The following is a 24,274-nucleotide window of genomic DNA, read 5'->3' as shown; positions in this document are numbered from 1 at the left end:
GGGGCGGTACCAGGGAGGGGTAGCCAGACCGGGCCTACGGGCCGTCATGACGGATGCGCATTACGTTGATGGGAGTCATACCAGATGCAGGACATGCTGCTTGCCATATGGCATCAGGACTTTGAGCAATTAATACAACTGCAGGCAGTCGGTCTGCTCGTCACCTGTCTGGTGGTGATCCTCTTTCTCGAATCGAGCTTCGTGTTTCTGCCCCTGCCGGGGGACAGCCTGGTGCTATTGGCCGGTGGTCTGGTGGGCATGGGGGTGCTCGGGCCTGAGGTGGTGTTCCTCTATCTTCCCCTGGCCGCCGGGGTCGGCAGCGTGATGGCGTATTGGCAGGGCCATGCACTTCATGGCACCCGCTTCATGGGCCAGGTGGAGCGGGTTATCCCGGAGGGCAGCCTGCCCCGCGCCTCCCGGCTGCTCGATCGCTATGGCTTCTGGGCCATGTTCGTCTCCCGTTTCATCCCCTTCGTCAGGGTGCTGACGCCCATGCTGATGGGGATCTCCCGCCTGAACCTGCTGCGGGTGGCCATGACCAGCTTTGCCAGCGCCTTCCTCTGGGCCCTGGCCCTCAGCATGGTCGGCAAGTTCATGATGGCGACGCCGCTGCTGGCTGACCACCATGAACTGTTGACCAAGTGTCTGCTGGTGACCTCCTTCGCTCTCTTCGTCATCGCCGTGGCCGCCATCGGCATGCGGCTGTTCAAGTGCTCGGCCAAGAGAGCGCGCTGAGTTGCTCAAGGGACGGGCCTGCCGCTCGTCCCTTGTCCCCGAGCCGCCCGGTCAGGCGCTCGCCCCGGTGGCGTAAAAATACAGGCCATTTGAGGCGGAAATCCTGATGCCTATCTGTTACACTTCGCGCCCGCCATTTTCCGGCTCATCTTCTGATGTGATGTCAGACCCAGCCGTCCTTGGCCCCAAGCCTCGCCGAGGCCGTGCCACACGCCGGCCCAGGCCACTTAAGCCAACTACAGCTCAGCTGGAACACAGGAACCCATTATGAGATTTGAATCGTTCGATTTTGCCCCCGAGATTTTGCGTGCCGTCTCAGAGTGCGGTTATCAGGAGATGACCCCTGTGCAGCAGCAGGCGATCCCGACCATACGCCGTGGCAGCGACGTGCTGGCCAGCGCCCAGACCGGGACCGGCAAGACGGCGGCCTTTGCGCTGCCCATACTGCAACGTCTGGTAGATAACCCGGCCCCGGCCCAGCCTTCCAACGCCCGGGTGCTGATCCTGACCCCGACCCGCGAGCTGGCCGCCCAGGTGGCGAGCAACATCAACGACTTCGCCAAGTATCTGGACATCAGCGTGCTGACCCTGGTCGGCGGTGGCAAACAGGATGTGCAGGCTCGCAAACTCAAGGCGGGTGCGCACATCATAGTGGCGACCCCGGGCCGCCTGCTCGAGCACCTGACCGCCTGCAACCTCAGCCTCTCCGGTGTCGAGACCCTGGTGCTGGACGAAGCGGATCGCATCCTCGACATGGGCTTCAGTGCCGATGTACAGCAGATCCTGCAGGCTGTGAGCAAGACTCGTCAGAACCTGCTGTTCTCCGCCACCTTCTCCGACGCCGTGAAGAAGCTGGCCAACCTGATGCTGGACAGACCGCAGATCATCAGCGTCAACAAGCAGAACTCCACCGCCGACACCGTCAGCCACACCGTCTATCCGGTGGAGCAGAAGCGCAAGCGCGAGCTGCTCTCCGAGCTCATCGGCAAGCAGAACTGGCAACAGGTGCTGGTGTTCGCCAGTACCCGCGAGAGTTGTGACGTGCTGGTGGAAGAACTGAATCTCGACGGCATCAAGTCCGCCGTGGTTCATGGCGAGAAGGCTCAGGGTAGCCGTCGCCGTGCCCTGCGCGAGTTCATGGAAGGCAAGGTGCGGGTGCTGGTGGCCACCGAGGTGGCCGCCCGTGGTCTGGACATCCCGGATCTGCAGTACGTGGTCAACTACGATCTGCCGTTCCTGGCGGAAGATTATGTCCACCGCATCGGCCGCACCGGTCGCGCCGGCAAGAGCGGCATGGCCGTCTCCTTCGTCAGCCGTGAAGAGGAGCGTACCCTGCTGGAGATCGAGGCGCTGATCGGCCAGAAGATCCGCCGCATCATGGTGCCGGGCTACGAGGTGAGCAGCCGTGACGAGCTGATCAAGCAGTTGCAGGAGCGCCGCCGTTTCGGCAAGCGCCCGCAGCGGGAAGACAACGCCGCCGCCCAGGTGATGGCCGAAGCCAAGCTGCAGGGTCAGCGTCTCAAGCGTCTGGCGGCCGCCAAGAAACCCCGCCAGGGCAAGTAAGGGCCTCGACCACCCTCTCTATTGAACCGCAAAGGCGCCATGGGCGCCTTTGCCATCTCTGTTTTCAACCCGAGGATCGCCCATGACCCTTAGCACCTACAATGAGGCCCTGCTCGACATGGCCACCCAGAGCCTGGCCGAGCTGGCCCGCACCGCAGAGCAGAAGGCGGGCAAGCGCACCCCGGCGCAAGAGAGCCACTTCCTCTGCACCTGGATGGCGGACTCCCTCAAGGAGAAACGCTTCTCCCGCCTGGTGATGGAGGATTTGAAAGCCTGGGTGCAGCTGGGTCGCACCCTGGGGGCCGGGGCCGATCTCAAGGGGCTGCTTTCACGCATCGTCTGCCAGTACGGCAGGGCCATGGCTGAGCCCGGGCAGTTGGGCGCCAGGCTCGCCACCCTGGTCGCCGAGCTGGAGAGCGCGGGTTGGCTGGTGTTTACCGACAGCGAACTGAGCGCCAGGCAGCGGCTGCTGAGCCAGGGCCAGTCCAGCCTGGTTATCTCCGCCAGCGAGTATCTGGGCCATATCGAGGGGGGAGAGCTGGTAAAGCCTCTTACCCTCTATGTGCGCGGGGATGAAAAGCAGCTGGCCGAGGCGGCCTTCAAGCTGGGGCTGCTGCTGAGCCAGGGTGACAAGAAGAGCACCCTGGTCAAGCACCACAAGGCCTACCGGCTGGTGCCGGGCAATGCCCAGCCCGCCCTGGCGCTCCTGGCAGAGGCCTGAGCCTTATCACGGGCGGACGCCCATGCCCGCCTTATCACCCCGGCCCCGTGCCGGGGTTTTTTATGGCTGACCGTCAGCGGGACAGGCCATGACGGCTGGGTGAGCGACGGGAAGGGGGCCCATACCTGTGTGCTGCCCTGGTGCGGCAGTCGGCTATTTTTGTCGCATTTGAATGGTTTGTCCGCCCGTCCCCCTCTGATGGGGGACGTCACCCATATGGTGAGATGGTGACGCAGACGTTCTGCTCTAGGGTGGTTTGGCCCCAAAGAGGGCCATATGGAAGCAAACCGCCTGATGGCGCTACTCAATGAATGAGGAAACATGATGAAAGCAACCCCCCTTGCCCTGCTGCTGGCCAGCGTGCTGGCCTCTCCGCTCTGCGCCGCCGGGCTCGACGCCAGGCTCACCCTGGTGGAGGGCAGCACCGACGATGTGCGGGTCAACCTGACCCTGACCAACACGGGTGACAAGCCCATCCGCTTGCTCAAGTGGCAGCTGCCGGGCAGCGAAGATGCCCCCCTGTTTTTGGTTGAGCGCGACGGCGAGAAGGTCGGCTACGAGGGGGCCCTGATCAAGCGGGCGGCGCCAACCGACAAGGACTTCCAGCTGCTCAAGGCAGGCCAGAGCCTGACGCTGCAGGCCGAGGTTTCCGGTCTCTACGACATGAGCGCCCAGGGCCAGTACAGCATCCGTTACCGGCTGCCGACGCTGCCACAGGAGGCGAAGGCTGCCAAGGCCAAGCAGGCCCAGGGGAGCGAATCCAATGTCGTGACCCTGTGGGTGGAAGGGGTGGCTGACGATCGGGTGCTCGCCAAGGCGGCGGTGGCCGAGCCCCAGGCGGTGACCGCCTCGGTCAGCTTCAGCGGCCGCTGCAGCAACACCCAGAAGAGCGACATCCTCACCGCGCTCGATGCCGCCAGCGGCATTACCAACAACTCCAGCAGTTACCTGGCGGTGGACAAGCCCGATGGCCAGCGTTACCGCAGCTGGTTTGGCGCCTATGACGCCTCTCGCTGGAACCAGGCCGAGACCCACTTCAGCAAGATCAAGGATGCCATCGACAACAAGCCGCTCACCTTCGACTGCGGCTGCAAGCAGAGCTACTTTGCCTACGTCTATCCGGATCAGCCCTACAAGGTCTACCTGTGCAAGAGCTTCTGGACGGCGCCCGTCACCGGGACAGATTCCCGCGCAGGCACCATAGTCCACGAGCTGAGCCACTTCAACGTGGTGGCGGGCACCGACGATCTGGGATACGGTCAGACCAATGCCCGCAATCTGGCGAGCACGGATCCGGTCAAGGCGCTGAACAACGCCGACAACCACGAATACTTCGCCGAGAATACCCCGAGCGAAAATTAATCTGTGAAGGGGCCGGATGGCCCCTTTTTTGACGGAGGCACCATGATGACACTCCTGCTCACCACCCTGGCACTGGCCCCCTTGCAGTGCGAACTGTCGGTCAGCGCCGAGAGCGGGGTGAACGAGCCACTGCCCCTGGTGATGACCTTGACCAACAAGGGGGAGGGGCCACTCGAGGTATTGACCTGGTTCACCCCCTTCGAGGGGTGGTTTGCCGATGCCATCGACCTCACCCGAGATGGCAAGCCGTTGCCTTACCGGGGACCGCTTGCCAAGCGTGGCGCGCCCGGTGATGGCGATTTCCTCCTGCTGGGACCGGGGGAGCAGAGCCATGCCGATGCGGATCTGGCGCAGGCCTACGATCTGTCGCAGCCGGGCAGCTACCGGCTCAGCTACCGTGTCCAGCCGCTGGCGCTGACCCGGGGGCTGGTGCCAAGCTGTCCCGCCATCGATTTTATCCGGGTAGTAGCGCCTTAGGGGCGTTGAGGGTGAGACGCCGCGTCCAGCAACCCCACCGCGCGGGCGGCGACCGCCAGATAATGGGGTGAGTGCGCTCGCTCCCGCCAGCAACAGTGCACCAGCTTGATCACATGGTCATCCAGGCTCTCGCTTGCCCGCGGTAACACCTGCGCCCAATCCAGCCCGGTCGTATCCGGCCAGCGCTGGGCCTGCAACCTTGGAGCCCCGACTGTGATGTAGGCGGCGGCCACCGCCTGCCACATCAGGCTCTGCCAGGCGTCCTTCAGCTCATCCGGCAGTTGACGGGCGACGATGGCGGCTGCCCGGCTGCCGGTCACCATATGCAAGACGGTGAAGTTACCGGTCTGCCAGTAGAGGGGCAGAGCGGCCTCGGCCAGCTGTGCCAGCGCATTCTCCCCATCATCGAGGCTGCGCGGCAGCGACTCCGGCCAGCGGGGATCGGTTGCCACCTGCCGCAGGCGTGCGGTGATCCACTCTCCCTGCCAGCGCGATCCCTCCCAATGGGCCGCCAGCCCCGCCAGCAGGCCGGTGACGTCCCGGCAGGGGGCGCCCGTCCCCGTTGGCAGGATCAGGGCCTTGCACTGCCAGGCGGCCAGCGCTGCCGCCTGCTCCCCCAAGTGGCCATTTTCCAGCGCACAGGCGAAGCGGATGAGGGGGTGAAATGCCCCGCCTGCCGGGGAGAAACGCTGCACCAGCAGCTCTTCGAAGCATGGCAACCAGCCCTCTTCGGCGAATCGGCTTAGCAGCTGCTGGCGCAGTGCCACGAACCGGGTCTCCTCCTCTTCACCCTGGTTGCCCACCCCGGCGGGCAGGGCTTGAGTGGTCTGCCAATGGGTAAAGAAGCGCTGCAACTGCCGGGGGCTGGCCCCCATCTCGTGCAGGGCATGCAGCGCCATGGGACAGTGATTGGTGGTGCCGCGACCATTGAGGGCGAAGGTCTGGTTGGCATCGAGCAGGGGGTAGAGATGATCCATTATCGTTTGACTCCTTTTGTCGGGGGAGACAGGATTATGCAAGTTGAAGTTAACTTGAGATCAAGGACGAAGATGGATCGCAAATGGCTGGCCATAGGCCAGATAGCCAAACGTGCCGGCGTGAACGCCAGCGCCCTGCGCTTCTACGAGCAGAAGGGGCTGATCCAGAGCCTGCGTAGCGAAGGCGGCCGGCGTCTCTACCCCCAGGATGTGCTGCGCCGCATCGCCTTTATCCGGGTGGCACAAGGGATGGGCCTCACCCTCGACGAGATAGCGGGGGCCCTTCAGGGGTTACCCGATGGTCGCACGCCGGATCGCCACGACTGGGAGCGGATCGCCGGCCAGTGGCAAACTCTGCTGGACAGCCGCATAGCCGCCCTGCAACTGATGAAGCGCAAGCTCACTGCCTGCATCGGCTGTGGCTGTCTGTCGCTGGAGCACTGCGCTCTCTACAACCCGCAGGACCAAGCCGTCTCAGGGGGCTGCGGCCCCCGCTATTTGCTGGGGGATCTGCCACCCACCATCGATTGAACCGCGCAGGCCATGGGCAGTGCCGGGTCAGCCTGGATGACTTTCAAGGAGGAAACATGGAACTGGAACAACTCAAACGGGAGCTGGAGCGCTTTGGCGCACACAATGACGGCGAGCAGCAGGCTCGCGGCCACAAGATGCTCAACATCACCCGGGATACCGGTGAGCTGCTGGTGCAGACGAGGGGGGCCGACGCCGTGCTGGAGATCGGCACCTCCAACGGCTACTCCACCCTCTGGCTGGCCGAGGCGGTCAAGAGGGCTGGGTGGCAGGGTCACCACCATAGAGCCGGACGAAGGCAAGCTGGCGCTGGCAGCGCATAACTTCCAGCGTGCGGGGCTCGAATCCTGGATTGAGCAGTTGGCCGGCGAGGCAGGCACGCTGCTGCCCACCCTGCCAGCGGCCGCTTATCAGTTATCTTCCTCGACTCCGATCGCCGGCACTACCAGGCCTGGTGGCCCGAGATCCAACGCTTGCTTGCCCCTCGCGGCCTGCTGGTGGTGGACAACGCCATCTCCCACCGGGAGGAGATGAACGACTGGATGGCAGAAGTGGCGCAGGATCCGGCCTTCCTGACCGCCCTGGTACCGGTGGGCAAGGGGGAGCTTTTGGCTGTGAGGCGCTAGGGGCTGTCACCCTGGGTGAGGCATAAAAGCACAGCCCCGCATTGGCGGGGCTGTTTGCTTGAGACCTTAACCGGCAGTTTACACGGCCAGGTAGTCCATGATCCCTTCGGCGGCCTTGCGGCCCTCGTAGATGGCGGTCACCACCAGATCCGAGCCGCGCACTGCGTCGCCACCGGCGAACACCTTGGGGTTGCTGGTCTGGAAGGCATGCTCGGCCTGCTCGGGAGCCTTGATGCGATCCCGGTTGTCGAGCTCGATGCCGTGTTCCGCCATCCAGGGCTGGGGGTTGGGCTGGAAGCCAAACGCCATCACCACCGCATCGGCGGCCAGCACCTGCTCGGAGCCCTCGATCACCACCGGATTGCGACGGCCGTTGGCATCGGGGGCGCCAAGCTCGGTGCTCACCACCTTGATGCCGCAGGTGCGGCCCTGAGCGTCCAGCTCGACGCCCACCGGTTGAAGGTTGAACATAAATTCCACCCCTTCCTCCTGGGCGTTCTTCACCTCTCGCTTGGAGCCTGGCATGTTCTCGGCATCGCGGCGGTAGGCGCAGATCACCCGGTCGGCCCCCTGACGGATGGCGGTACGGACGCAGTCCATGGCGGTATCGCCACCGCCGAGTACCACCACCTGCTTGCCAGCGAAGTCGATGTAATCGGCCTGGGCCTTCTCGAAACCCAGCAGCCGGTTGGCGTTGGAGATGAGGTAGGGCAGGGCGTCGTACACGCCAGGGGCCGTTTCGTTCTCGAAGCCGCCCTTCATGTACTTGTAGGTGCCGACCCCGAGGAAGACCGCATCGAACTCGCCGAGCAAGTCTGCGAAGGTAACGTCACGACCCACTTCGGTCTCGAGACGGAACTCCACCCCCATGCCCTCGAAGATCTCGCGACGACGCTGCATCACCTCTTTTTCCAGCTTGAAGGAGGGGATGCCGAAGGTCAGCAGGCCGCCGATCTCCGGGTACTTGTCGAACACCACAGGGGTGACGCCATTTCGCGCCAGGACATCGGCACAGGCGAGGCCGGCAGGGCCGGCGCCGATGACGGCGACCCGCTTGCCGGTCTTCACCACCTTGGAGAGATCCGGGCGCCAGCCCATCTCGAACGCCTTGTCGGTGATGTATTTTTCGATGTTGCCTATGGTCACGGCGCCAAATCTGTCGTTGAGGGTGCAGGCACCCTCACAGAGTCTGTCTTGCGGGCAGACGCGACCGCACACTTCCGGCAGGCTGTTGGTCTGGTGGGAGAGCTCCACCGCCTCCAGTATGCGTCCCTCGTTGGCCAGTTTCAGCCAGTTGGGGATGTAGTTGTGCACCGGGCACTTCCACTCGCAATAGGGGTTGCCACAGTCGAGGCAGCGATCCGCCTGCATGCCGACCTGGGCCTGGTTGAAGGGCTCGTAGATCTCCACAAATTGGATCTTGCGGATCTTGAGCGGCTTCTTGGGCGGGTCGACCCGCTGGACATCGATAAACTGGAATACGTTCTGGCTCATAGGGTTCCCTCCTTATTGCGCCTGGATTCTGAGTTCTGCACTAGAGCGGCTGGTGTGACCAAGCAGGGACTTGACGTCGCTGGACTTGGGCTTGATCAGCCTGAACTTGGGCACATAGGAGTCGAAGTTGGCCAGGATCTCCTCGGCGCGCGAGCTGCCTGTCTCGTTGAGGTGCGCCGTGATGATGCCGCGCAGGTGCTCCTGATGGATGGCAAGGTCAGCCACGTCCAGCAGTTCCACCAGCTCGGGGTTGGTACGCTTGGCAAAGTTGCCGCACTCGTCGAGCACGTAGGCAAAGCCCCCAGTCATGCCAGCCGCGAAGTTGACGCCGGTGGTACCGAGCACGGTGACGATGCCGCCGGTCATGTACTCACAGCCGTTGTCGCCAATCCCCTCGACTACCGCCAGCGCCCCTGAGTTGCGCACCGCGAAGCGCTCGCCCGCGGTGCCTGCGGCATAAAGCTTGCCGCCGGTGGCACCGTAGAGGCAGGTGTTGCCTATGATGGCCGCCTCGTGGGACTTGAACGCCACGCCGACATGGGGTTTGACCACCAGCTTGCCGCCTGTCATCCCTTTGCCCACGTAGTCGTTGGCGTCACCCGTGAGGATCATCTCGAGGCCACCGGCGTTCCAGACGCCGAAGCTCTGGCCTGCGGTGCCGTTGAAGTGCACCTTGACCGGATCGGCGGCCATACCCTGGTTGCCGTGGCGTTTGACTATCTCGCCGGACAGGCGCGCCCCCACGGAGCGGTCGGTGTTGCGGATGTCGTAGCGGAATTCGCCACCGCTCATGTTTTCCACCGCCTCCAGCAGGTCGTCCACCATCTTGAGGTTCAGCGGTCCCTTGTCGAAGGTGGGGTTGTGCTGCTGGCTGAACAGGCTGGAGCCTGTCGGTGCCACCGGGCTTGCCAGAATGCCGGAGAGATCCAGCTTGGCCTGACGGGCGGTGAGGCCGGGCAGGGCTTCCAGCAGATCGGTACGACCGATGAGATCGGTGAGCTGGGTGACGCCAAGCTCGGCCATCAGCTCGCGGGTCTCTTCTGCGATGAACTTGAAGTAGTTCATCACCATTTCCGGCAGGCCGGTGAAGTGCTCGCGACGCAGCTTCTCATCCTGAGTCGCGACGCCGGTGGCGCAGTTGTTCAGGTGGCAGATGCGCAGGTATTTGCAGCCGAGCGCCACCATGGGGCCGGTGCCAAAACCAAAGCTCTCGGCGCCGAGGATGGCAGCCTTGATGATGTCCAGACCGGTCTTGAGACCGCCATCCACCTGCAGGCGCACTTTGTGGCGCAGACCGTTGGCCACCAGGGCCTGTTGGGTTTCGGCCAGCCCCAGCTCCCAGGGGGAGCCGGCATACTTGACCGAGCTCAGCGGGCTGGCGCCGGTACCGCCGTCATAGCCAGAGACGGTGATGAAGTCCGCGTAGGCCTTGGCCACGCCGCAGGCGATGGTGCCAACGCCGGGCTCGGAGACCAGCTTGACCGACACCAGGCAGTCCGGGTTTATCTGCTTGATGTCGAAGATGAGCTGGGCCAGATCCTCGATGGAGTAGATGTCGTGGTGGGGCGGCGGGGAGATCAGGGTCACGCCTGGCACCGAGTAGCGCAGTTTGGCTATCTGGGCCGTCACCTTGTCACCGGGCAGCTGGCCACCTTCGCCGGGCTTGGCGCCCTGAGCCACCTTGATCTGTACCACATCCGCGTTCATCAGGTAGTGGGGGGTGACGCCAAAGCGCCCCGACGCCACCTGCTTGATGCGCGAATTCTTCTCGGTGCCAAAGCGCTTGGGATCCTCGCCGCCTTCGCCCGAGTTGCTCTGACCGCCGAGCCGGTTCATGGCCACCGCCAGCGCCTCGTGGGCCTCGGGGCCGAGGGCGCCGATGGACATGGCTGCGGAGTCGAAGCGGGGGAACAGCTTGGCCGCAGGCTCAACCTGATCCAATGCAACCGGGGTGGTGCCCTGCTTGAGGACGAGCAGATCGCGCAGGGTGGCGACGGGGCGCTCGTTCACCAGGCGGGCGTACTCCTTGTAATCGCTGTAGTTGCCGGAGCGCACCGCCACCTGCAGGGTCTGCACCACATCCGGGTTGTAGGTGTGGTACTCGCCGCCGTGGACGAACTTAAGCAGCCCGCCCTGTGTCAGCGGCTTGCGACCGAGCCAGGCCTGGCGCGCCAGATTGACCTGATCCTGCTGGATGTCGCTGAAATCGGCCCCCTGGATGCGGCTGGATACGCCGCGGAAGCAGAGTTCGACCACGGAGCTGGACAGCCCCACGGCTTCGAACAGCTGGGAGCAGCGGTAGCTGGCTACAGTGCTGATGCCCATCTTGGACATCACCTTGTAGAGGCCCTTGTTGATGCCGTTGCGGTAGTTGAGCATGGCCTGGCGCAGGCTCATCTTGAGCACGCCTTCTTCTACCTGCTTGGCGAGGGTTTCGTAGGCGAGATAGGGGTAGATGGCGGTGGCGCCAAAGCCCAGCAGCACGGCGAAGTGGTGCGGGTCGCGCACGCTCGCGGTTTCCACCAGGATGTTGGCGTCACAACGCAGGTTGTTGTCCACCAGGGTGCGCTGCACCGCCCCCACCGCCATGGCGGCCGGGATGGGCAGGGTGTCGGCACTGATGTCCCGGTCCGACAGCACCAGCAGCACTGTGCCATTGCGCGCCTTGTCGGCCGCCTCGTTGCAGAGGCGCTCGAGGGCCGCCTGCAGCCCCTCTTCGGGCAGGTAGTTGAGGCTCAGCACCGCATGGCGGTAGTGCTCCCCTTCCAGTGCCAGCAGCTGATGGAAGTCGGAGTAGAGCAGGATAGGCGACTGGAACAGCACCCGGTGGGCGTGGCCGAAGGTCTCGTTGAATACGTTCTGCTCGCGGCCGATACAGGTGGCCAGCGACATGACGTGGTTTTCCCGCAGCGGGTCGATGGGCGGGTTGGTCACCTGGGCGAACATCTGGCGGAAGTAGTCGTACAGGGTACGCTGGCTGGAGGAGAGCACCGCCATCGGGGTGTCATCCCCCATGGAACCCACCGCCTCCTGGCCATTCTCGCCGAGCACGCGGATGATTTGATCCAGCTCCTCATAGGAGTAGCCGAACAGCTTCTGATAGGTCTTTAGCTGATCGTCCGGGAATTCGCGTGCGCCGGTGCTGGCGTCATCCATCTGCTCGAACGGCACCAGTCGCTTGCAGTGCTTGTCCATCCACTGCTTGTAGGTGTGGCGGCTCTTGAGATCGTCATCGATCTCGAAGCTGGTCCAGATCTTGCCGTTGCTGGTATCCACCACGAACAGCTCGCCCGGGCCGACCCGGCCCTTCTCCAGCACTTCGTCCGGGGTGTAGTCCCAGGTACCCACTTCGGAGGCCAGCGTGATGAACTTGTCCTTGGTGATGACGTAACGGGCCGGGCGCAGGCCGTTGCGGTCTAGGGCGCAAGTGGCGTAGCGGCCGTCGGTCATGACGATGCCGGCCGGGCCGTCCCAGGGCTCCATGTGCATGGAGTTGAAGTCATAGAAGGCGCGCAGGTCGTCATCCATGTTCGGGTGCTTCTGCCATGCAGGCGGGATCAGTAGGCGCATGGCGCGGAACAGGTCCATACCACCTGCCAGGAAGAGATCCAGCATGTTGTCGAGGCTGGAGGAATCCGACCCTGTGGTGTTGACGAAGGGGGCTGCCTCTTGCAGGTCCGGGATAAGCGGGGTGGCGAACTTGTAGCTGCGCGCCTTGGCCCACTGGCGGTTGCCAGCGATGGTGTTGATCTCGCCGTTGTGGGCGAGGTAGCGGAATGGCTGCGCCAGCGGCCAGCGCGGGCTGGTGTTGGTGGAGAAACGCTGGTGGAACACGCAGATGGCTGCCTGCATGCGGATGTCAGCGAGATCCAGATAGAAACGCGGCAAATCCACCGGCATGCACAGTCCTTTATAGACGGTGACCAGGTTGGAGAGGCTGACCACATAGAAGTAGTCATCGCTGATGCGTTTCTCGATACGGCGGCGCACGATGTAGAGACGGCGCTCGAGATCCTTGTCGACCCAGCCTGGCGGCGCGTTGACAAAGACCTGTTCGATGCTGGGCAGGGAGGCCTTGGCGATGGGACCGAGCACATTGGTATCGATGGGCACCTTGCGCCAACCGACCAGACTCAGGGTCTCTCTTTCCAGCTCCTCGTCGATGATGTCGCGGGTCTGCTGGGCCAATACGGGATCCGGGTTGAGGAACAGCATGCCCACCGCATAGTTGCGGCCCAGGTGCCATCCCTTCTCTTCGGCGACAGCGCGATAGAAGCTGTCGGGTTTTTGCAGCAACAGGCCGCAGCCGTCGCCGGTCTTGCCGTCGGCGGAGATGCCGCCGCGGTGCTGCATGCGAGCCAAGGCTGACATCGCGAGACGGACAAGCTTGTGGCTGGCTTCCCCTTCCATGTGGGCCAACAGGCCGAAGCCACAGTTATCCCTCTCCAGCTTTGGATCATATAGTGACATTGCATTTCTCCCTTGCTCGGCCTTCCATCGCACTGTCATCAACAGATTGCATAAATTGCGATTGGCTCTTGTGGTTCCGTCCGCCTGAGGTGGCGAATCTCCAAACTAATGGGATTTTCGAGCAAGGTCAATTGGACATCCCGCTTGTTTGCAATGTTACACTGCCATAACAAAATGCGGGTTTTAGAGATGTAATTCGATTTTGTCTATATAAAAATCTATTAATTTAATTTTTTAAAGTTTATTGGGCTGGTAATGGAGAGTTTGGTGGTTGACTGCTTCGCGTCACTGAACTGTAGTAATTTTACCAATCCATTCCGTCAGGGGTGGGCGGGGATCACATTTCAGGATCCTGCATCTTGCATTTATTTGTATGAGGGCTATGGGAGATTTTTTCAGTACTAACAGCTGGTTAGAGGGGATGAATTGCTTCCGTTTTCCCTCTTTGTATGAGGCCAGTGGTTTCCAAAAGTAACCTTAAAATCCTGTCTGTGGGTATTTATCGCACGCAATGTGAATATTTATATGATTTTTGGCGGCGGGACGGCTTGATCCAGCTCAGTCTGGCGTGGGGCCCGTGCCAGTACAATGACAGCTCATATTGGAGGTGTCATGCAGTTACACGAACTCATCAATACATTCGGCCAGGATCTCAAGCAGCGCCACGGTCAGAAGATCCACAAACTCTCCATCCACGGCGCCTTCACCTGTCCTAACCGGGATGGCACCCTGGGCCGCGGCGGCTGCACCTTCTGCAATGTTTCTTCTTTTGCCGACGAGTCGGCCCAGCAGCTCTCGGTGGTGCAGCAATTGCTGGCCCGCCGGGACGAAGTGACCCGTGCCAAGCGTTATCTCGCCTACTTTCAGGCCTATACCAGCACCTATGCCGAGGTGGAGTACCTGCAACGCATGTATGAGGAGGCGCTGTCGGTCAGCGACATGGTGGGGCTCTGCGTGGGCACCAGGCCAGACTGTGTGCCGGATGCGGTGCTGGATCTGCTGGCGGGCTATCAGGCCCGTGGCTACGAGGTATGGCTGGAGTTGGGACTGCAGAGCGCCAATGACAAGACATTGCAACGGATCAACCGGGGTCACGGCTACGCCGCCTATGAAGACGCGGTTAGCCGGGCCCACGCAAGGGGCATCAAGGTCTGTGCCCATCTGATTGTCGGTTTGCCTGGTGAGGTGCCGATGGACAGTCTCGATACTCTGCATCGCATCGTTGCGACCGGGGTCGAGGGGATCAAGCTGCATCCGCTCCATGTGGTGGAGGGGAGCATCCTTGGCAAGGCGTGGCAGGCGGGGCGGCTCGACGTCTTGAGCCTGGAGCAATATGTCGAGGCGGCGGTTGCCATGATCCAGCAGACTCCGCCCGAAGTGGTTTATCACAGGATCTCGGCGTCGGCCCGCCGTCCGACCCTGCTGGCGCCTGCCTGGTGCGAGAATCGCTGGACCGCCATGGCTGAGATTGCCACTGAGCTGGCTCGAACAGGCCCACAGGGGAGTGCGTTGGGCCGACCCTTCTCACTCGCTTGTGCTCATCAGTGACGACTCTAATTTCATTAAAAAAACAGAGGGTTATTAGATGAAATTCAGTCTTTGCAGTATAGTTTCGTTCAAGTCGCCTTGATAAGATGGTCGGCTTGAAAAAGACATTGTTATCAATAACTCTTTAGTAATTAATGTACCCGGCAGGATATCTCGCCCCCCTTGCCGTTATTAAATGACGTGCTTGGCTCCTTTCGTTCCGGCTTGACGATGTGCGAGTCTGGCGATGATATTCGATGTCACTGCTCAGTGCGCTAATTGGGTTGTCGGTTCGCGATGATAGAAGCTGCTCTGCGTTCACAGGTCGCCACCGGGTTCCGGGTGATGTATTCCCTGCGACAACCGTCTGAATCATGTTTTGACAGGATGCTATGCAAGCAGAAACCAGCCATATAGATGAGCTACTGGAGTGCCTGGTCTTTTTGACCCGTTTTTATGGTGTGCCCAATAGCCAGGATGCCCTCACAACGGGTTTGCCACTTGTCTCGGGCCGTCTGAGCACGGCACTCTTCAGCCGCGCTGCCGAACGTGGCGGTCTGTCCGCCCGTGAGGTCATCCAGCCACTCGAACAGATATCCCCCCTGCTGTTGCCCTGCGTCTTGCAGACGCGCCATGGCGGCGCCTGCATCCTGCTGGAATGGAGCAAGGACAGGAGCCAGGCCAAGGTCATCTTCCCCCAGGCCGGTGACGCGGCGCAGTGGGTCAGCACCGCCCAGCTGGGCGACGAATACAATGGCCGGCTGTTCTTCGTCAAGAAGCAGTTCAAGTTCGATGAGCGCTCCCCCAAGGTGCTGGAGACCCGGGATGGTCACTGGTTCTGGAGCACGTTGTTTGAATCCCGCGGCATCTATCGCGATGTGCTGATTGCCTCCATCCTCATCAACCTCTTTGCGGTGGCCAGCCCCCTGTTCACCATGAATGTCTACGACAAGATAGTCCCCAACCTGGCATTCGACTCCCTCTGGGTGCTGGCGGTGGGGGCCATGGTAGTGTTCACCTTCGATTTCGTGATGCGCCAGTTGCGCAGCTATTTCATCGATATTGCCGGCAAGAAATCGGACGTGCTGCTGTCGGCCAAGATCTTTGCCAAGGTCATGGGGATGAAGATGGAATCCCGCCCGGCCTCGACGGGGGCATTTGCCAAGCATCTGCAGGAGTTTGAATCGGTGCGGGAGTTCTTCACCTCCGCCACTGTCTCGACCCTGATTGATCTGCCGTTTGCGGTGTTCTTCCTCTTCATCATCTGGCTGTTTGCCGGTGTCATGGTGGTGGTGCCCATCGTCGCCATGCTGATCCTGGTGGCCTACAGCTTCTACATCCAGGCACCCCTCAAGCAGTCCATCGAGGAGGGCTCTCGCCTGGCTTCTCAGAAGAACGCCAACCTGATCGAGAGCATATCCGGCCTTGAGACCGTCAAGATTTTCGGCGCAGAGAGCATGTTCCAGCATCGTTGGGAGCAGGCGGTGTCCCACATTTCGACTTGGGGTGTGCAAACACGACGCATCACCAACTCCATGTCCTCTCTGGCGAGTTATATCCAGCAGGTGGTGACCGTAGGACTGGTCATTGTCGGGGTCTACCAGATTTCTGAAGGGCTGGTGACCATGGGAGGCATGATTGCTGCAGTCATGCTGTCCAGCCGCGCCATCGCACCCATGGTGCAGCTCTCCGTGCTGTCGACCCGCTACAACCAGGCCAAGTCTGCCTTGGAGATCCTGGAGAAGATCATGATGACGCCGGGCGAGCAGGAGGAGGGCAGGCAGTACATCCACCATCCTGTCATCCAGGGGCGTATCGAGTTCGAGAACGTCTCTTTCAAGTACCCGGGCATGGAAAGCAGCACCCTGCACAACATCAACCTGCGTATCGAGCCGGGGGAAAAAGTCGCCATCATAGGCCGGATAGGGGCGGGCAAGACCACCCTGGAGAAGCTGTTGATGGGACTCTACCGACCCACTGATGGTCTGGTGCGTCTCGATGGCTTCGAGCTGGATCAACTGCCGCCGGCCGCCATCCGCCGCAATATCGGCTGTGTGCCGCAGGATGTGACCCTGTTCTTTGGCTCGGTGCGAGACAACATCATGCTGGGCAACCCGCTGGTAGACGATGCCCGGGTCGTTCGTGCCGCCAAGCGGGCCGGTGTCACCAACTTTACCAATCGGGATCCCAATGGGCTGGACAGGCAGATAGGCGAGGGTGGGCGCCAGCTCTCCGGTGGTCAGCGTCAGGCCATTTTACTGGCCCGTGCCCTGCTCAACGATCCGCCCATTCTGGTGATGGATGAGCCCACGTCCAACATGGACAACCAGTCAGAGATGCATGTGAAGCAGGAGCTGGCAAGGCTGGGGCCCGAAACCACCCTGATCCTCATCACTCACAAGACCTCCATGCTGGATGTGGCTTCCCGGGTCATCGTCGTAGAGCAGGGGAAGATAGTGGCTGACGGCCCCAAAGAGGCGGTGCTGCAACAACTGAAGGAAGGCAAGGTGCGGGTGCAGGAGACGGCCAATGGCTAACAACTGGTTCAAGAGAACGGCATCAGACAAGGTGTTGCCCGCTCCCGAGCACCTCGAGTATGTCGATGATGGTGCCGCCGCCGTCTTGCTGAGCACACCAACCCGCGCCAGGGTGCTGCTCTGGGCCTGTTTCCTGTTTTTCATGAGCGCCATCGTCTGGGCAGCCTGGGCCGAGCTTGACGAAGTCACCATCGGCCAGGGCAAGGTGATCCCATCTCGCCAGTTGCAGGTTATCCAGAACCTGGAAGGGGGGATCGTCAAGGAGATCTTCGTCAAGGAGGGGGACATAGTCGAAAAGGGGCAGCCTCTGCTGCGCATCGACGATACCCGCTTCAAGTCGGACTTTCGCGAGCGTGAACAGGAGCTGGTGATCCTCAAGGGCGACATCGCCCGCCTGCGTGCCGAGATCCGCAGTGTGGTGGTAAAGCGAGAACCCAACCTCGGCTGGCGTGAGCAGGTGGTCATCGACAAGCAGCCCATCGTCTTCCCCGAAGGATTCGAGAATGTCTTTGCGGAATACGTGGCCCGTGAAAAGTCGGTACAGGACGAGCGGCTCAACAATTTGAACAACCAGCTCTACATTCTCGGTCAGCAGATCGAGCAGAAGGAGCAGGAGACCATAGAGCTCAATGCCAAGATCAGGACAGTGAGCCGCAGCGTGGATTTGGCCCGTCAGGAGCTGAACATCAGTCGGCCTCTCGCAAAAGAGGGTATAGTTCCCCAAGTGGAGCTAATCAAACTGGAACGGCAGGTCAACGAGATGCAGGGAGAGCTGGAAGCCAACCGGTTGCTCATCCCCAAACTCAACTCCGTGCTGCGGGAAACCATCTCCAAGCGCAACGATATCGCCTTGAAGTTCAGAGCAGACTCCCAGACCGAGCTCAATGAACGCCAGGGCAAGCTGAGCCAGTTGTCAGAGGGCCAGGTCGGTCTGCGAGACAGGGTCGATCGCACCAGCGTGATTGCGCCTCTCAAGGGCACCATCAAGAAGCTCAAGATCAATACTCTGGGCGGGGTTGTTCAGCCGGGCATGGATCTGATGGAGATAGTGCCGTTGGAGGATACCTTGCTGGTGGAAGCCAAGGTATCACCCAAGGACATCGCGTTCCTGCGACCCGGGCTGGAGGCCGTGGTCAAGATAACCGCTTATGATTTCACTGTTTATGGAGGTTTACATGGCAAGGTTGAGCAGATAAGCGCCGACTCGATCCAGGATGAGGAGGGCAACTCCTTCTATCTGGTTCGGGTGCGCACCGAGAAGAGTTATCTGGGCGATGAGCTTAACGCACTTCCCATCATCCCCGGTATGTTAGCCAGTGCAGATATTATTACTGGTAAAAAGAGTGTCCTAGACTACTTGCTGAAACCCATCTTGAGGGCTAAGCAGTCGGCACTGAGAGAACGATAAGCCAACAATCTAAAAACAACATGACTGGAGATACCATGAAGAAGACGATTGTTGCCATGCTGGTTAGTGGCACCATACTGTTCCCGGGCCTGAGCCAGGCACAAACACTGGAACAGTCAGTGGCACAGTCACTGGCTACCCATCCGAAAATCAAGGAAGCTTTTGATCTCTATCAGGCACGACTGTATCAGCATGATGGAGCCAAGGGCGGCTACTATCCCACCATCGATCTACGTGGCGGCGTGGGTTACGAGAAGACCGATAGCCCCTCGACCCGTGCGGCGGGCGCCAACTCGCAGACGATCGATGATTCCATGACCCGCAAGGAGGCCGGGATCAGCCTGCGCCAGATGCTGTTTGACGGTTTCGATGTCAGCAGCAACGTGGCACGGACCGATGCCGCCGCCCAGGCCCAGCGTCTTGCCATGATCTCCGAGGCGGAGAACACTGCGCTGCGTGTGGCCGAGGTGTACCTCAACATGCTGCGTCAGCAGGAGATCCTGGAACTGTCCAAGCAGAACCTCGAAACCCACGAGCAGATCCGTAGCGACATCCAGAAACGGACCGATTCCGGTCTTGGTTCGACGGCGGACCAGACCCAGATCGATGGGCGTGTTGCGCGGGCCTACTCCAACCAGGCTGCGGCAGAGAACAACTACCGGGATGCCGAGAGCGAGTTCATCCGTGTCGTGAACGAAGTGCCCAAGGATCTGGTGCTACCGGCCCCCAACAGCCAGTTGCTCCCCGCCACCCTGGAAGATGCACTGAAGACGGCTACCGAGGTTCACCCGACCCTGTTGTCCTCTCTGCAAGACATTGAAGAAGCCAAGTATCAGCATGAAGGATCCAAGTCCGGGTTCTACCCGAACGTGGCCTTCGAGGTGGATCAGAACTGGAACGAGGATATCGATGCGGTCAAGGGGCGTAACGACGATCTTACCGCCATGGTCCGGATGCGTTACAACCTGTTCCGTGGTGGTTCCGATCTGGCAGAAAGCAAGGCCACCTCGGCACTCTATTCCCAGGCAAAAGATATTCACCTGAACGCCTTCCGTCAGGTGGAAGAGGGAACCCGCCTCGCCTGGAATGCCAAGGAGTCGCTGGCCAAGCAGAAGGTCTTCCTGAAAGAGCACGTGGACGCCAGCTACGACACCGTACAGGCGTACAAGAAGCAGTTTGGTCTGGGACAACGGACCTTGCTGGACGTGCTGAACACGGAAAACGAACTGTTCGAGGCCCGTCGCAGCTACATCACGGCCGAGTATGATTCCCTGTTGGCGGATTACCGTATCCTCAATGCCACCGGGGGACTGCTCAATGCCATGAATGTCCAGCCGCCCGCCGAGTGGCAGGCCAACAACAACTGATGGTTATCGTGCTGATGCCATCTCAGTCAGAAAAAATGGCTGCAGCTTGCTGCAGTCATTCTTTTATGAATCTGGTTTTCAACTGAAGATTGCGATGGAATGCCGCAGGGGAAACATGTGACATCGTGGTACAAGGCTGGGAGCTTCAGGCTCTTTTGGCCAGCATGGTCCATCCGCCCCGTGCAACGTTGGCGGCTCCACCTGCTGTGGCTGGTTCTGTTGTCGATCCCTCTGCTGCTCAGCGCCAGCCAGCCTTTGTCACCAGAAGATCTGACGCTGGTCAAGCGGGCGGAGGAGACGTATGGCCCTCGTGCAGGCAAGCGAGTCACCAGCTGGCGCACTCTGGCCCTTCAGAGCCGGACTGCGGGTCTGGCAGAGCGGCAGAAGCTGGAGAAGGTGAACCAGTTTTTCAATCAGATGCAATTTATCGATGACATCAAGCTGTGGCACAAGAAGGATTATTGGGCGACCCCGCTGGAGTTTTTGGGGGCGGCTGGTGGAGATTGTGAAGACTTCAGCATTTCCAAGTACTTTACGCTGCTTGAACTTGGCATTCCGGATGAAAAAATGCGGATGGTATATGTCAAGGCATTGGATTATAACCAGTTTCATATGGTTGTTGCCTATTATGAAACGCCCGCATCAGTCCCTCTCATTCTGGACAATATTGTCGGCGCCATTCGCCCGGCCAATCAGCGGGCGGATCTGATGCCAATTTACAGCTTTAACGGTAGTCACTTGTGGTTGATGAAGGCGCGTGGTCAAGGGGAACTGGCCGGGCAATCATCCCGCTTGGGATTATGGACTGACTTACGCAATCGCATGACTTCAGGGCGATTGGCTCGGCCTGTGGTGAATTTGGATGATTAACCTATGACGCTCTACAGACAACTATTGGCAACCATGCTGTTACTGTTCGGATTGCTGTTTGCTGCCACCTATTGGGTACAGTTCAATTCGACTCGCAACTATCTGGCGCAGCAGCAGGAAACTACCGTCATCAACACCTCCACTGCCCTGGGTCTGGCGTTGACACCTTATCTGGAGAACGGGGACAAGGTGAGTGCCGAATCCGTCATGAAGGCCGTGTTCGACGGTGGCTACTATCGGTTGGTTCGCCTGGATCTGCTGGCTTCCAAGGATGTCATCGAACTCGAGAACAGCAGCAACATTCAAGGGGTGCCGCAGTGGTTCATCGGGCTGGGCCTCTTCCCTGAGGTATCCAACGAATCCATTCTGACGTCGGGCTGGTTGCAACTGGGCAAGCTGAAGATCGTGGGCCATCCGGGACAGGCCTACTACGAGCTCTGGAAGGGGATGAGCGAGCTGGCGACCTGGTTCCTTGTGGGCTTCCTGATCACCACCATACTGCTGATGCGGGCACTCAACTACCTGCTCAAACCGCTCAAGCTCATTTGCGATCAGGCGGTCGAGATAGAGCTTCACCATTTCGGGCACACCATTCCCGAGCCCAAGAGTCGCGAGTTGAAACAGGTGGTGCAGGCCATCAATACCCTCTCGAGCAAGCTGGCGGTGCAGTTCAAGGAGCAGGCTGATGAAGCCGAGAATCTGCGCGCCCGCGTCTATGTGGATGCAGTCTCCGGGCTTGGCAACCGTTCCTACTTCGTGGGGCAGGTCAATGCCTGGATCGCCGAGGCGGGACAAGGGGGGGTCATGTTGGTGGCCGTCGACATGCTGGACGATCTCTATCGTGAAGAAGGGTTTGCCGCGCGGGACAACATGGTCAAATCCATCGCCCAGGTGCTCAGAGAGTTGTTGGATGGCTGGGATGGTGCGGCGCTGGCCCGGATTTCGGCTACCGAATACGCCTTGCTATGCCCTACCGATGATCTTTCACAACTCAAGGATCTGGCGGAGCTGATCAATAGCCGTATCGCCGATCTGGTGGTCAATCCTATGGGTGAGAGCGGTGCACTCTCCGTGGTCGGGATCGCCGGTCGTGATGGCAATGATGATCTCTCTGCCCTGCTGACCAAGGCGGACAATGCGCTGGGCAAGGCCCGCAACGAGCGACGGGGTGCCGTCGTCATGGAAGGGGGAGCGGATCAAGGTTTGATGGGCCGTCTCGCCTGGCGTGATCTGGTGCAGGATGCAATGGCCAGAAACCTGTGGCGCTTCAAGGCACAGCCTGCTTGTCGCTTCGATGATGGCACACGCCTGCATGCCGAGCTGTTCGCTGCCATCTCGCGAGATGGCAGCGACTACTTCGCTGGCCAGTTCTTGCCTGCCATCGAGCAGTTCCAGATGGGCGCCGAGTTTGACAAGACCATACTGGAGGTCTGCTTGCCCTTGTTCAAGCAGCAATCCGAACTGGTATTGGCGGTCAATATTACCGCAGGATCACTCTGCTCGGATGAGTTCCTGACCTGGCTGAGAGGCTATCTGGCCGTGAACGGCGAGTTGAAGGATAAACTGCTGTTCGAGATCCCAGAGGCCGCCATCATGAAACACAAGCAGCATGTGACCAACCTGGTCGATGTGCTGCGAGAGCATGGCTTCCTGTGGGGGGTTGATCACTATGGTCGCCACTTCCAGTCCCTTGGGTATCTGGAGGAGCTGGCCCCTGCCTACGTCAAGGTTGATCATGGCTATACCAGCCAGATCATGGAGCCGGGAGCGGATACGTCCTTCCTGGCCGCGGTCTGCAGGGCGGCCCACAATGCGGGTGTAACGACCATTGCCACCCGAGTGGAGGATCAACAGCAGGTTGAGATGCTGGCCCGTCTGCACATAGACGGTTATCAGGGTTTCGTTCATCCGGCATTCCCACTGCCGTGAGTCATACCCCTATACTGAAACGGGCCCCAATAAGGGCCCTTTTTTATATCTATTTAGAATATATGGAGGAGCTTTTGTTCGATGAGTATGCAGAAGGTCTGAAAAATGTGTTGTTAGTTTATTGATTTACCTGTGTAAAAAAAATTCATTCGATTCGCTGCATCGGATGAAGCCAAACAGATTCAATGTTGTACATTTTTGCAACTGAAGCCTGATGGACGCGCATCTAGAGTGTAGGCATCAAGATCTGTCACCCTGGAGCAATGGATATGCGCACCCAAATCATCGACAAAACCGTCGTCGTCTCTTCCGTAGAAGGCAATGTTCAGATCCTGCTTGCCGATGGCAGCAGCCGTCCTCTCCAGCCTGGCGAGATATTGCAGCCGGGAGCCAGACTCAATATTGCCGACGATGCCAAATTGATGTTGGCACCCTACGATGACAGCCCGGCTCCGGCCGATGCAGCCCCTGCTGGCCCGGATATTCCCGCCGATGGACAACCCTCCTCATCGGTCGCCAATCGTCAGGCGGGCTCGCCAGAGGTGTCGCCGGAAATTGCGGCCTTGCAACAATCCATCTTGCAAGGGGTCGACCCGACTCAAAACTTTGAGGCTGCGGCAGCCGGCGGGGCACCTGCAGCGGGTGGCGGCGGTGGCATCGGCGGGGTCGCGGGAGCCAGCGGCAACGGCGGCTTTGTCGTCATCGATCGTATTGGTGATGCAACCATTGCCGCTGCCGGATTCGATACCAGCTATGACACCTTGCCTGAGCAGAATGTCCTTCAGGAAGACGATCTCCTGCCCGAGAATGATCTTGATGATCTGGATGAGTCTGCCGTCACCCTGGAAGACCAAGCCATCAGTGGCAACCTGCTGACCAACAGCAGCAACTCGGATGGCCCGCTCGATGCGTCGATTGTCTCTTATAGCTGGGGCAGCAACACCGGTATTTCGGCTGGCGTCGAGAGTTCATTGGACGGGATAGGCACCCTCATCATCAATGCCGATGGCTCCTATACCTTTACGCCGGCCCCGAACTACTCAGGATCAGTGCCTCCGGTCAACTACGTTGTGACCGATGGTGCCGATACGGATGCCTCCATACTGACGGTTACCATTACTCCCGTGGATGAACCCGTTTCCCTGGAAGGGTTGCAAGTAGACGGTGGTGAGATTGTCCTGAATGAAGCTGCACTGGCAGATGGCAGCAGCCCGGATACTGCGAACCTGACCAAGAGTGGTGTCTTCACCTTCAATGCGGCAGATGGTATCCAGAGCCTGGCTCTGGGTGGCGTGGTACTGATCAGTAACGGCCAGGTCATCACCAGTTTCCCGCAGGGGATCCCAAGCCCTCTGGGCAATCAGTTGCTGGTGACAGGTATCAGCTACAACCCGGTGACAGGCGCCGGCACGGTGGCTTACAGCTACACCCTGAGCGATAACGAGACCCACAACCAGCCTGCCAATGACACGGCTCTGACCGAGAGTTTCAATGTTGTACTGACAGATAGCGATGGCGACAGCACCAGCGCCAGCCTGGATGTGGTGATACTCGACGACGTGCCGACGGCTGCCAATGACGCAGGGGGGACCCTGACCGAGGATGTGGCGGGCAGCCTGAATGGCAACGTGCTGAGCAACGACGCTGGCGGGGCGGACACCCCGGCGGTGTTCGTGGGGT

General features: G+C 60.4%; 16 protein-coding genes and 1 pseudogene. 14 read left to right on the top strand and 3 right to left on the bottom strand.

Annotated elements, in window-relative coordinates; translation table 11 throughout:
• The first annotated feature begins 84 nt into the window (after positions 1–84).
• From KW824_RS04885 to KW824_RS04865, 5 genes are all read left to right on the top strand, one after another.
• Positions 85–735: a DedA family protein gene (locus KW824_RS04885; protein ID WP_218409107.1), complete on the top strand. Its 651-nt coding sequence runs from the start codon at positions 85–87 to the stop codon at positions 733–735.
• 267 nt (positions 736–1,002) lie between these two features.
• A complete protein-coding gene (locus KW824_RS04880) occupies positions 1,003–2,298 on the top strand; it encodes a DEAD/DEAH box helicase (RefSeq protein ID WP_005328097.1) in 1,296 nt (431 codons plus the stop codon).
• A gap of 82 nt (positions 2,299–2,380) precedes the next feature.
• Positions 2,381–3,019 carry a DUF2913 family protein gene (locus KW824_RS04875; RefSeq protein WP_043130213.1) on the top strand — a complete coding sequence of 213 codons (639 nt, stop codon included), beginning with the start codon at positions 2,381–2,383 and terminating at the stop codon, positions 3,017–3,019.
• A gap of 321 nt (positions 3,020–3,340) precedes the next feature.
• The gene (locus tag KW824_RS04870) at positions 3,341–4,381 is read left to right on the top strand and encodes a M35 family metallo-endopeptidase (RefSeq protein ID WP_218409106.1); all 1,041 of its coding nucleotides are present in this window, start codon (positions 3,341–3,343) and stop codon (positions 4,379–4,381) included.
• 42 nt (positions 4,382–4,423) lie between these two features.
• Entirely contained in the window at positions 4,424–4,858 is a 435-nt protein-coding gene (locus KW824_RS04865; protein WP_218409105.1) for a protease, read from the top strand.
• Here the strand turns inward: KW824_RS04865 and KW824_RS04860 are convergent.
• Positions 4,855–5,835 (bottom strand): questin oxidase family protein, encoded by a 981-nt coding sequence (locus KW824_RS04860; RefSeq protein WP_218409104.1) that lies wholly within the window; start codon positions 5,833–5,835, stop codon positions 4,855–4,857. The genes KW824_RS04865 and KW824_RS04860 overlap by 4 nt on opposite strands.
• Positions 5,836–5,907: 72 nt before the next feature.
• On the opposite strand from KW824_RS04860, the gene soxR reads away from it, so the two are divergent.
• Complete coding sequence (gene soxR / locus KW824_RS04855) at positions 5,908–6,366, top strand: redox-sensitive transcriptional activator SoxR (protein WP_218409103.1); 459 nt, start codon at positions 5,908–5,910, stop codon at positions 6,364–6,366.
• A 56-nt stretch (positions 6,367–6,422) separates the two neighbouring features.
• Positions 6,423–6,992: pseudogene (locus KW824_RS04850) on the top strand (O-methyltransferase).
• Positions 6,993–7,070: 78 nt separating this feature from the next.
• On the opposite strand, the gene KW824_RS04845 reads toward KW824_RS04850, so the two are convergent.
• Together KW824_RS04845 and gltB are read right to left on the bottom strand one after the other, a co-directional pair.
• The gene (locus KW824_RS04845; RefSeq protein WP_218409102.1) at positions 7,071–8,486 is read right to left on the bottom strand and encodes an FAD-dependent oxidoreductase; all 1,416 of its coding nucleotides are present in this window, start codon (positions 8,484–8,486) and stop codon (positions 7,071–7,073) included.
• Between the two features lie 12 nt (positions 8,487–8,498).
• On the bottom strand, positions 8,499–12,956 hold the full coding sequence (gltB, locus tag KW824_RS04840; protein WP_218409101.1) for a glutamate synthase large subunit: 4,458 nt from the start codon (positions 12,954–12,956) through the stop codon (positions 8,499–8,501).
• A gap of 612 nt (positions 12,957–13,568) precedes the next feature.
• Between gltB and KW824_RS04835 the strand changes: the two genes are divergently transcribed.
• From KW824_RS04835 to KW824_RS04805, 7 genes are all read left to right on the top strand, one after another.
• Positions 13,569–14,504 (top strand): TIGR01212 family radical SAM protein, encoded by a 936-nt coding sequence (locus KW824_RS04835; protein WP_042648934.1) that lies wholly within the window; start codon positions 13,569–13,571, stop codon positions 14,502–14,504.
• Between the two features lie 371 nt (positions 14,505–14,875).
• The gene (locus tag KW824_RS04830; RefSeq protein WP_218409100.1) at positions 14,876–17,020 is read left to right on the top strand and encodes a type I secretion system permease/ATPase; all 2,145 of its coding nucleotides are present in this window, start codon (positions 14,876–14,878) and stop codon (positions 17,018–17,020) included.
• Complete coding sequence (locus tag KW824_RS04825) at positions 17,013–18,428, top strand: HlyD family type I secretion periplasmic adaptor subunit (RefSeq protein ID WP_041205981.1); 1,416 nt, start codon at positions 17,013–17,015, stop codon at positions 18,426–18,428. The genes KW824_RS04830 and KW824_RS04825 overlap by 8 nt, the downstream gene beginning before the upstream one ends.
• A 35-nt stretch (positions 18,429–18,463) precedes the next feature.
• A complete protein-coding gene (locus KW824_RS04820) occupies positions 18,464–19,795 on the top strand; it encodes a TolC family outer membrane protein (protein WP_005328118.1) in 1,332 nt (443 codons plus the stop codon).
• Between the two features lie 99 nt (positions 19,796–19,894).
• Positions 19,895–20,665, top strand: a complete 771-nt coding sequence (locus KW824_RS04815) for a transglutaminase-like cysteine peptidase (RefSeq protein ID WP_236544861.1) — start codon at positions 19,895–19,897, stop codon at positions 20,663–20,665.
• 3 nt (positions 20,666–20,668) lie between these two features.
• On the top strand, positions 20,669–22,594 hold the full coding sequence (locus KW824_RS04810; protein ID WP_218409099.1) for an EAL domain-containing protein: 1,926 nt from the start codon (positions 20,669–20,671) through the stop codon (positions 22,592–22,594).
• 269 nt (positions 22,595–22,863) lie between these two features.
• Positions 22,864–24,274 (top strand): retention module-containing protein (locus KW824_RS04805; protein ID WP_256351283.1); only part of this gene is annotated, 1,411 nt, incomplete at its 3' end.

This window comes from Aeromonas sp. sif0611 (assembly GCF_019218845.1).
Taxonomy (GTDB): domain Bacteria; phylum Pseudomonadota; class Gammaproteobacteria; order Enterobacterales; family Aeromonadaceae; genus Aeromonas; species Aeromonas media.
This window is presented reverse-complemented; position numbering and strand designations above follow the sequence as displayed.

Bases quoted from the DNA above. Each gene is read 5' to 3' on its own strand.
- KW824_RS04870 (WP_218409106.1), top strand. From the start codon at position 3,341: ATGATGAAAGCAACCCCCCTTGCCCTGCTGCTGGCCAGCGTGCTGGCC.
- gltB (WP_218409101.1), bottom strand. From the start codon at position 12,956: ATGTCACTATATGATCCAAAGCTGGAGAGGGATAACTGTGGCTTCGGC.
- KW824_RS04835 (WP_042648934.1), top strand. From the start codon at position 13,569: ATGCAGTTACACGAACTCATCAATACATTCGGCCAGGATCTCAAGCAG.
- KW824_RS04825 (WP_041205981.1), top strand. From the start codon at position 17,013: ATGGCTAACAACTGGTTCAAGAGAACGGCATCAGACAAGGTGTTGCCC.
- KW824_RS04875 (WP_043130213.1), top strand. From the start codon at position 2,381: ATGACCCTTAGCACCTACAATGAGGCCCTGCTCGACATGGCCACCCAG.
- KW824_RS04885 (WP_218409107.1), top strand. From the start codon at position 85: ATGCAGGACATGCTGCTTGCCATATGGCATCAGGACTTTGAGCAATTA.
- KW824_RS04845 (WP_218409102.1), bottom strand. From the start codon at position 8,486: ATGAGCCAGAACGTATTCCAGTTTATCGATGTCCAGCGGGTCGACCCG.
- KW824_RS04880 (WP_005328097.1), top strand. From the start codon at position 1,003: ATGAGATTTGAATCGTTCGATTTTGCCCCCGAGATTTTGCGTGCCGTC.
- KW824_RS04820 (WP_005328118.1), top strand. From the start codon at position 18,464: ATGAAGAAGACGATTGTTGCCATGCTGGTTAGTGGCACCATACTGTTC.
- KW824_RS04810 (WP_218409099.1), top strand. From the start codon at position 20,669: ATGACGCTCTACAGACAACTATTGGCAACCATGCTGTTACTGTTCGGA.
- KW824_RS04865 (WP_218409105.1), top strand. From the start codon at position 4,424: ATGATGACACTCCTGCTCACCACCCTGGCACTGGCCCCCTTGCAGTGC.
- KW824_RS04815 (WP_236544861.1), top strand. From the start codon at position 19,895: ATGCCGCAGGGGAAACATGTGACATCGTGGTACAAGGCTGGGAGCTTC.
- soxR (WP_218409103.1), top strand. From the start codon at position 5,908: ATGGATCGCAAATGGCTGGCCATAGGCCAGATAGCCAAACGTGCCGGC.
- KW824_RS04860 (WP_218409104.1), bottom strand. From the start codon at position 5,835: ATGGATCATCTCTACCCCCTGCTCGATGCCAACCAGACCTTCGCCCTC.
- KW824_RS04830 (WP_218409100.1), top strand. From the start codon at position 14,876: ATGCAAGCAGAAACCAGCCATATAGATGAGCTACTGGAGTGCCTGGTC.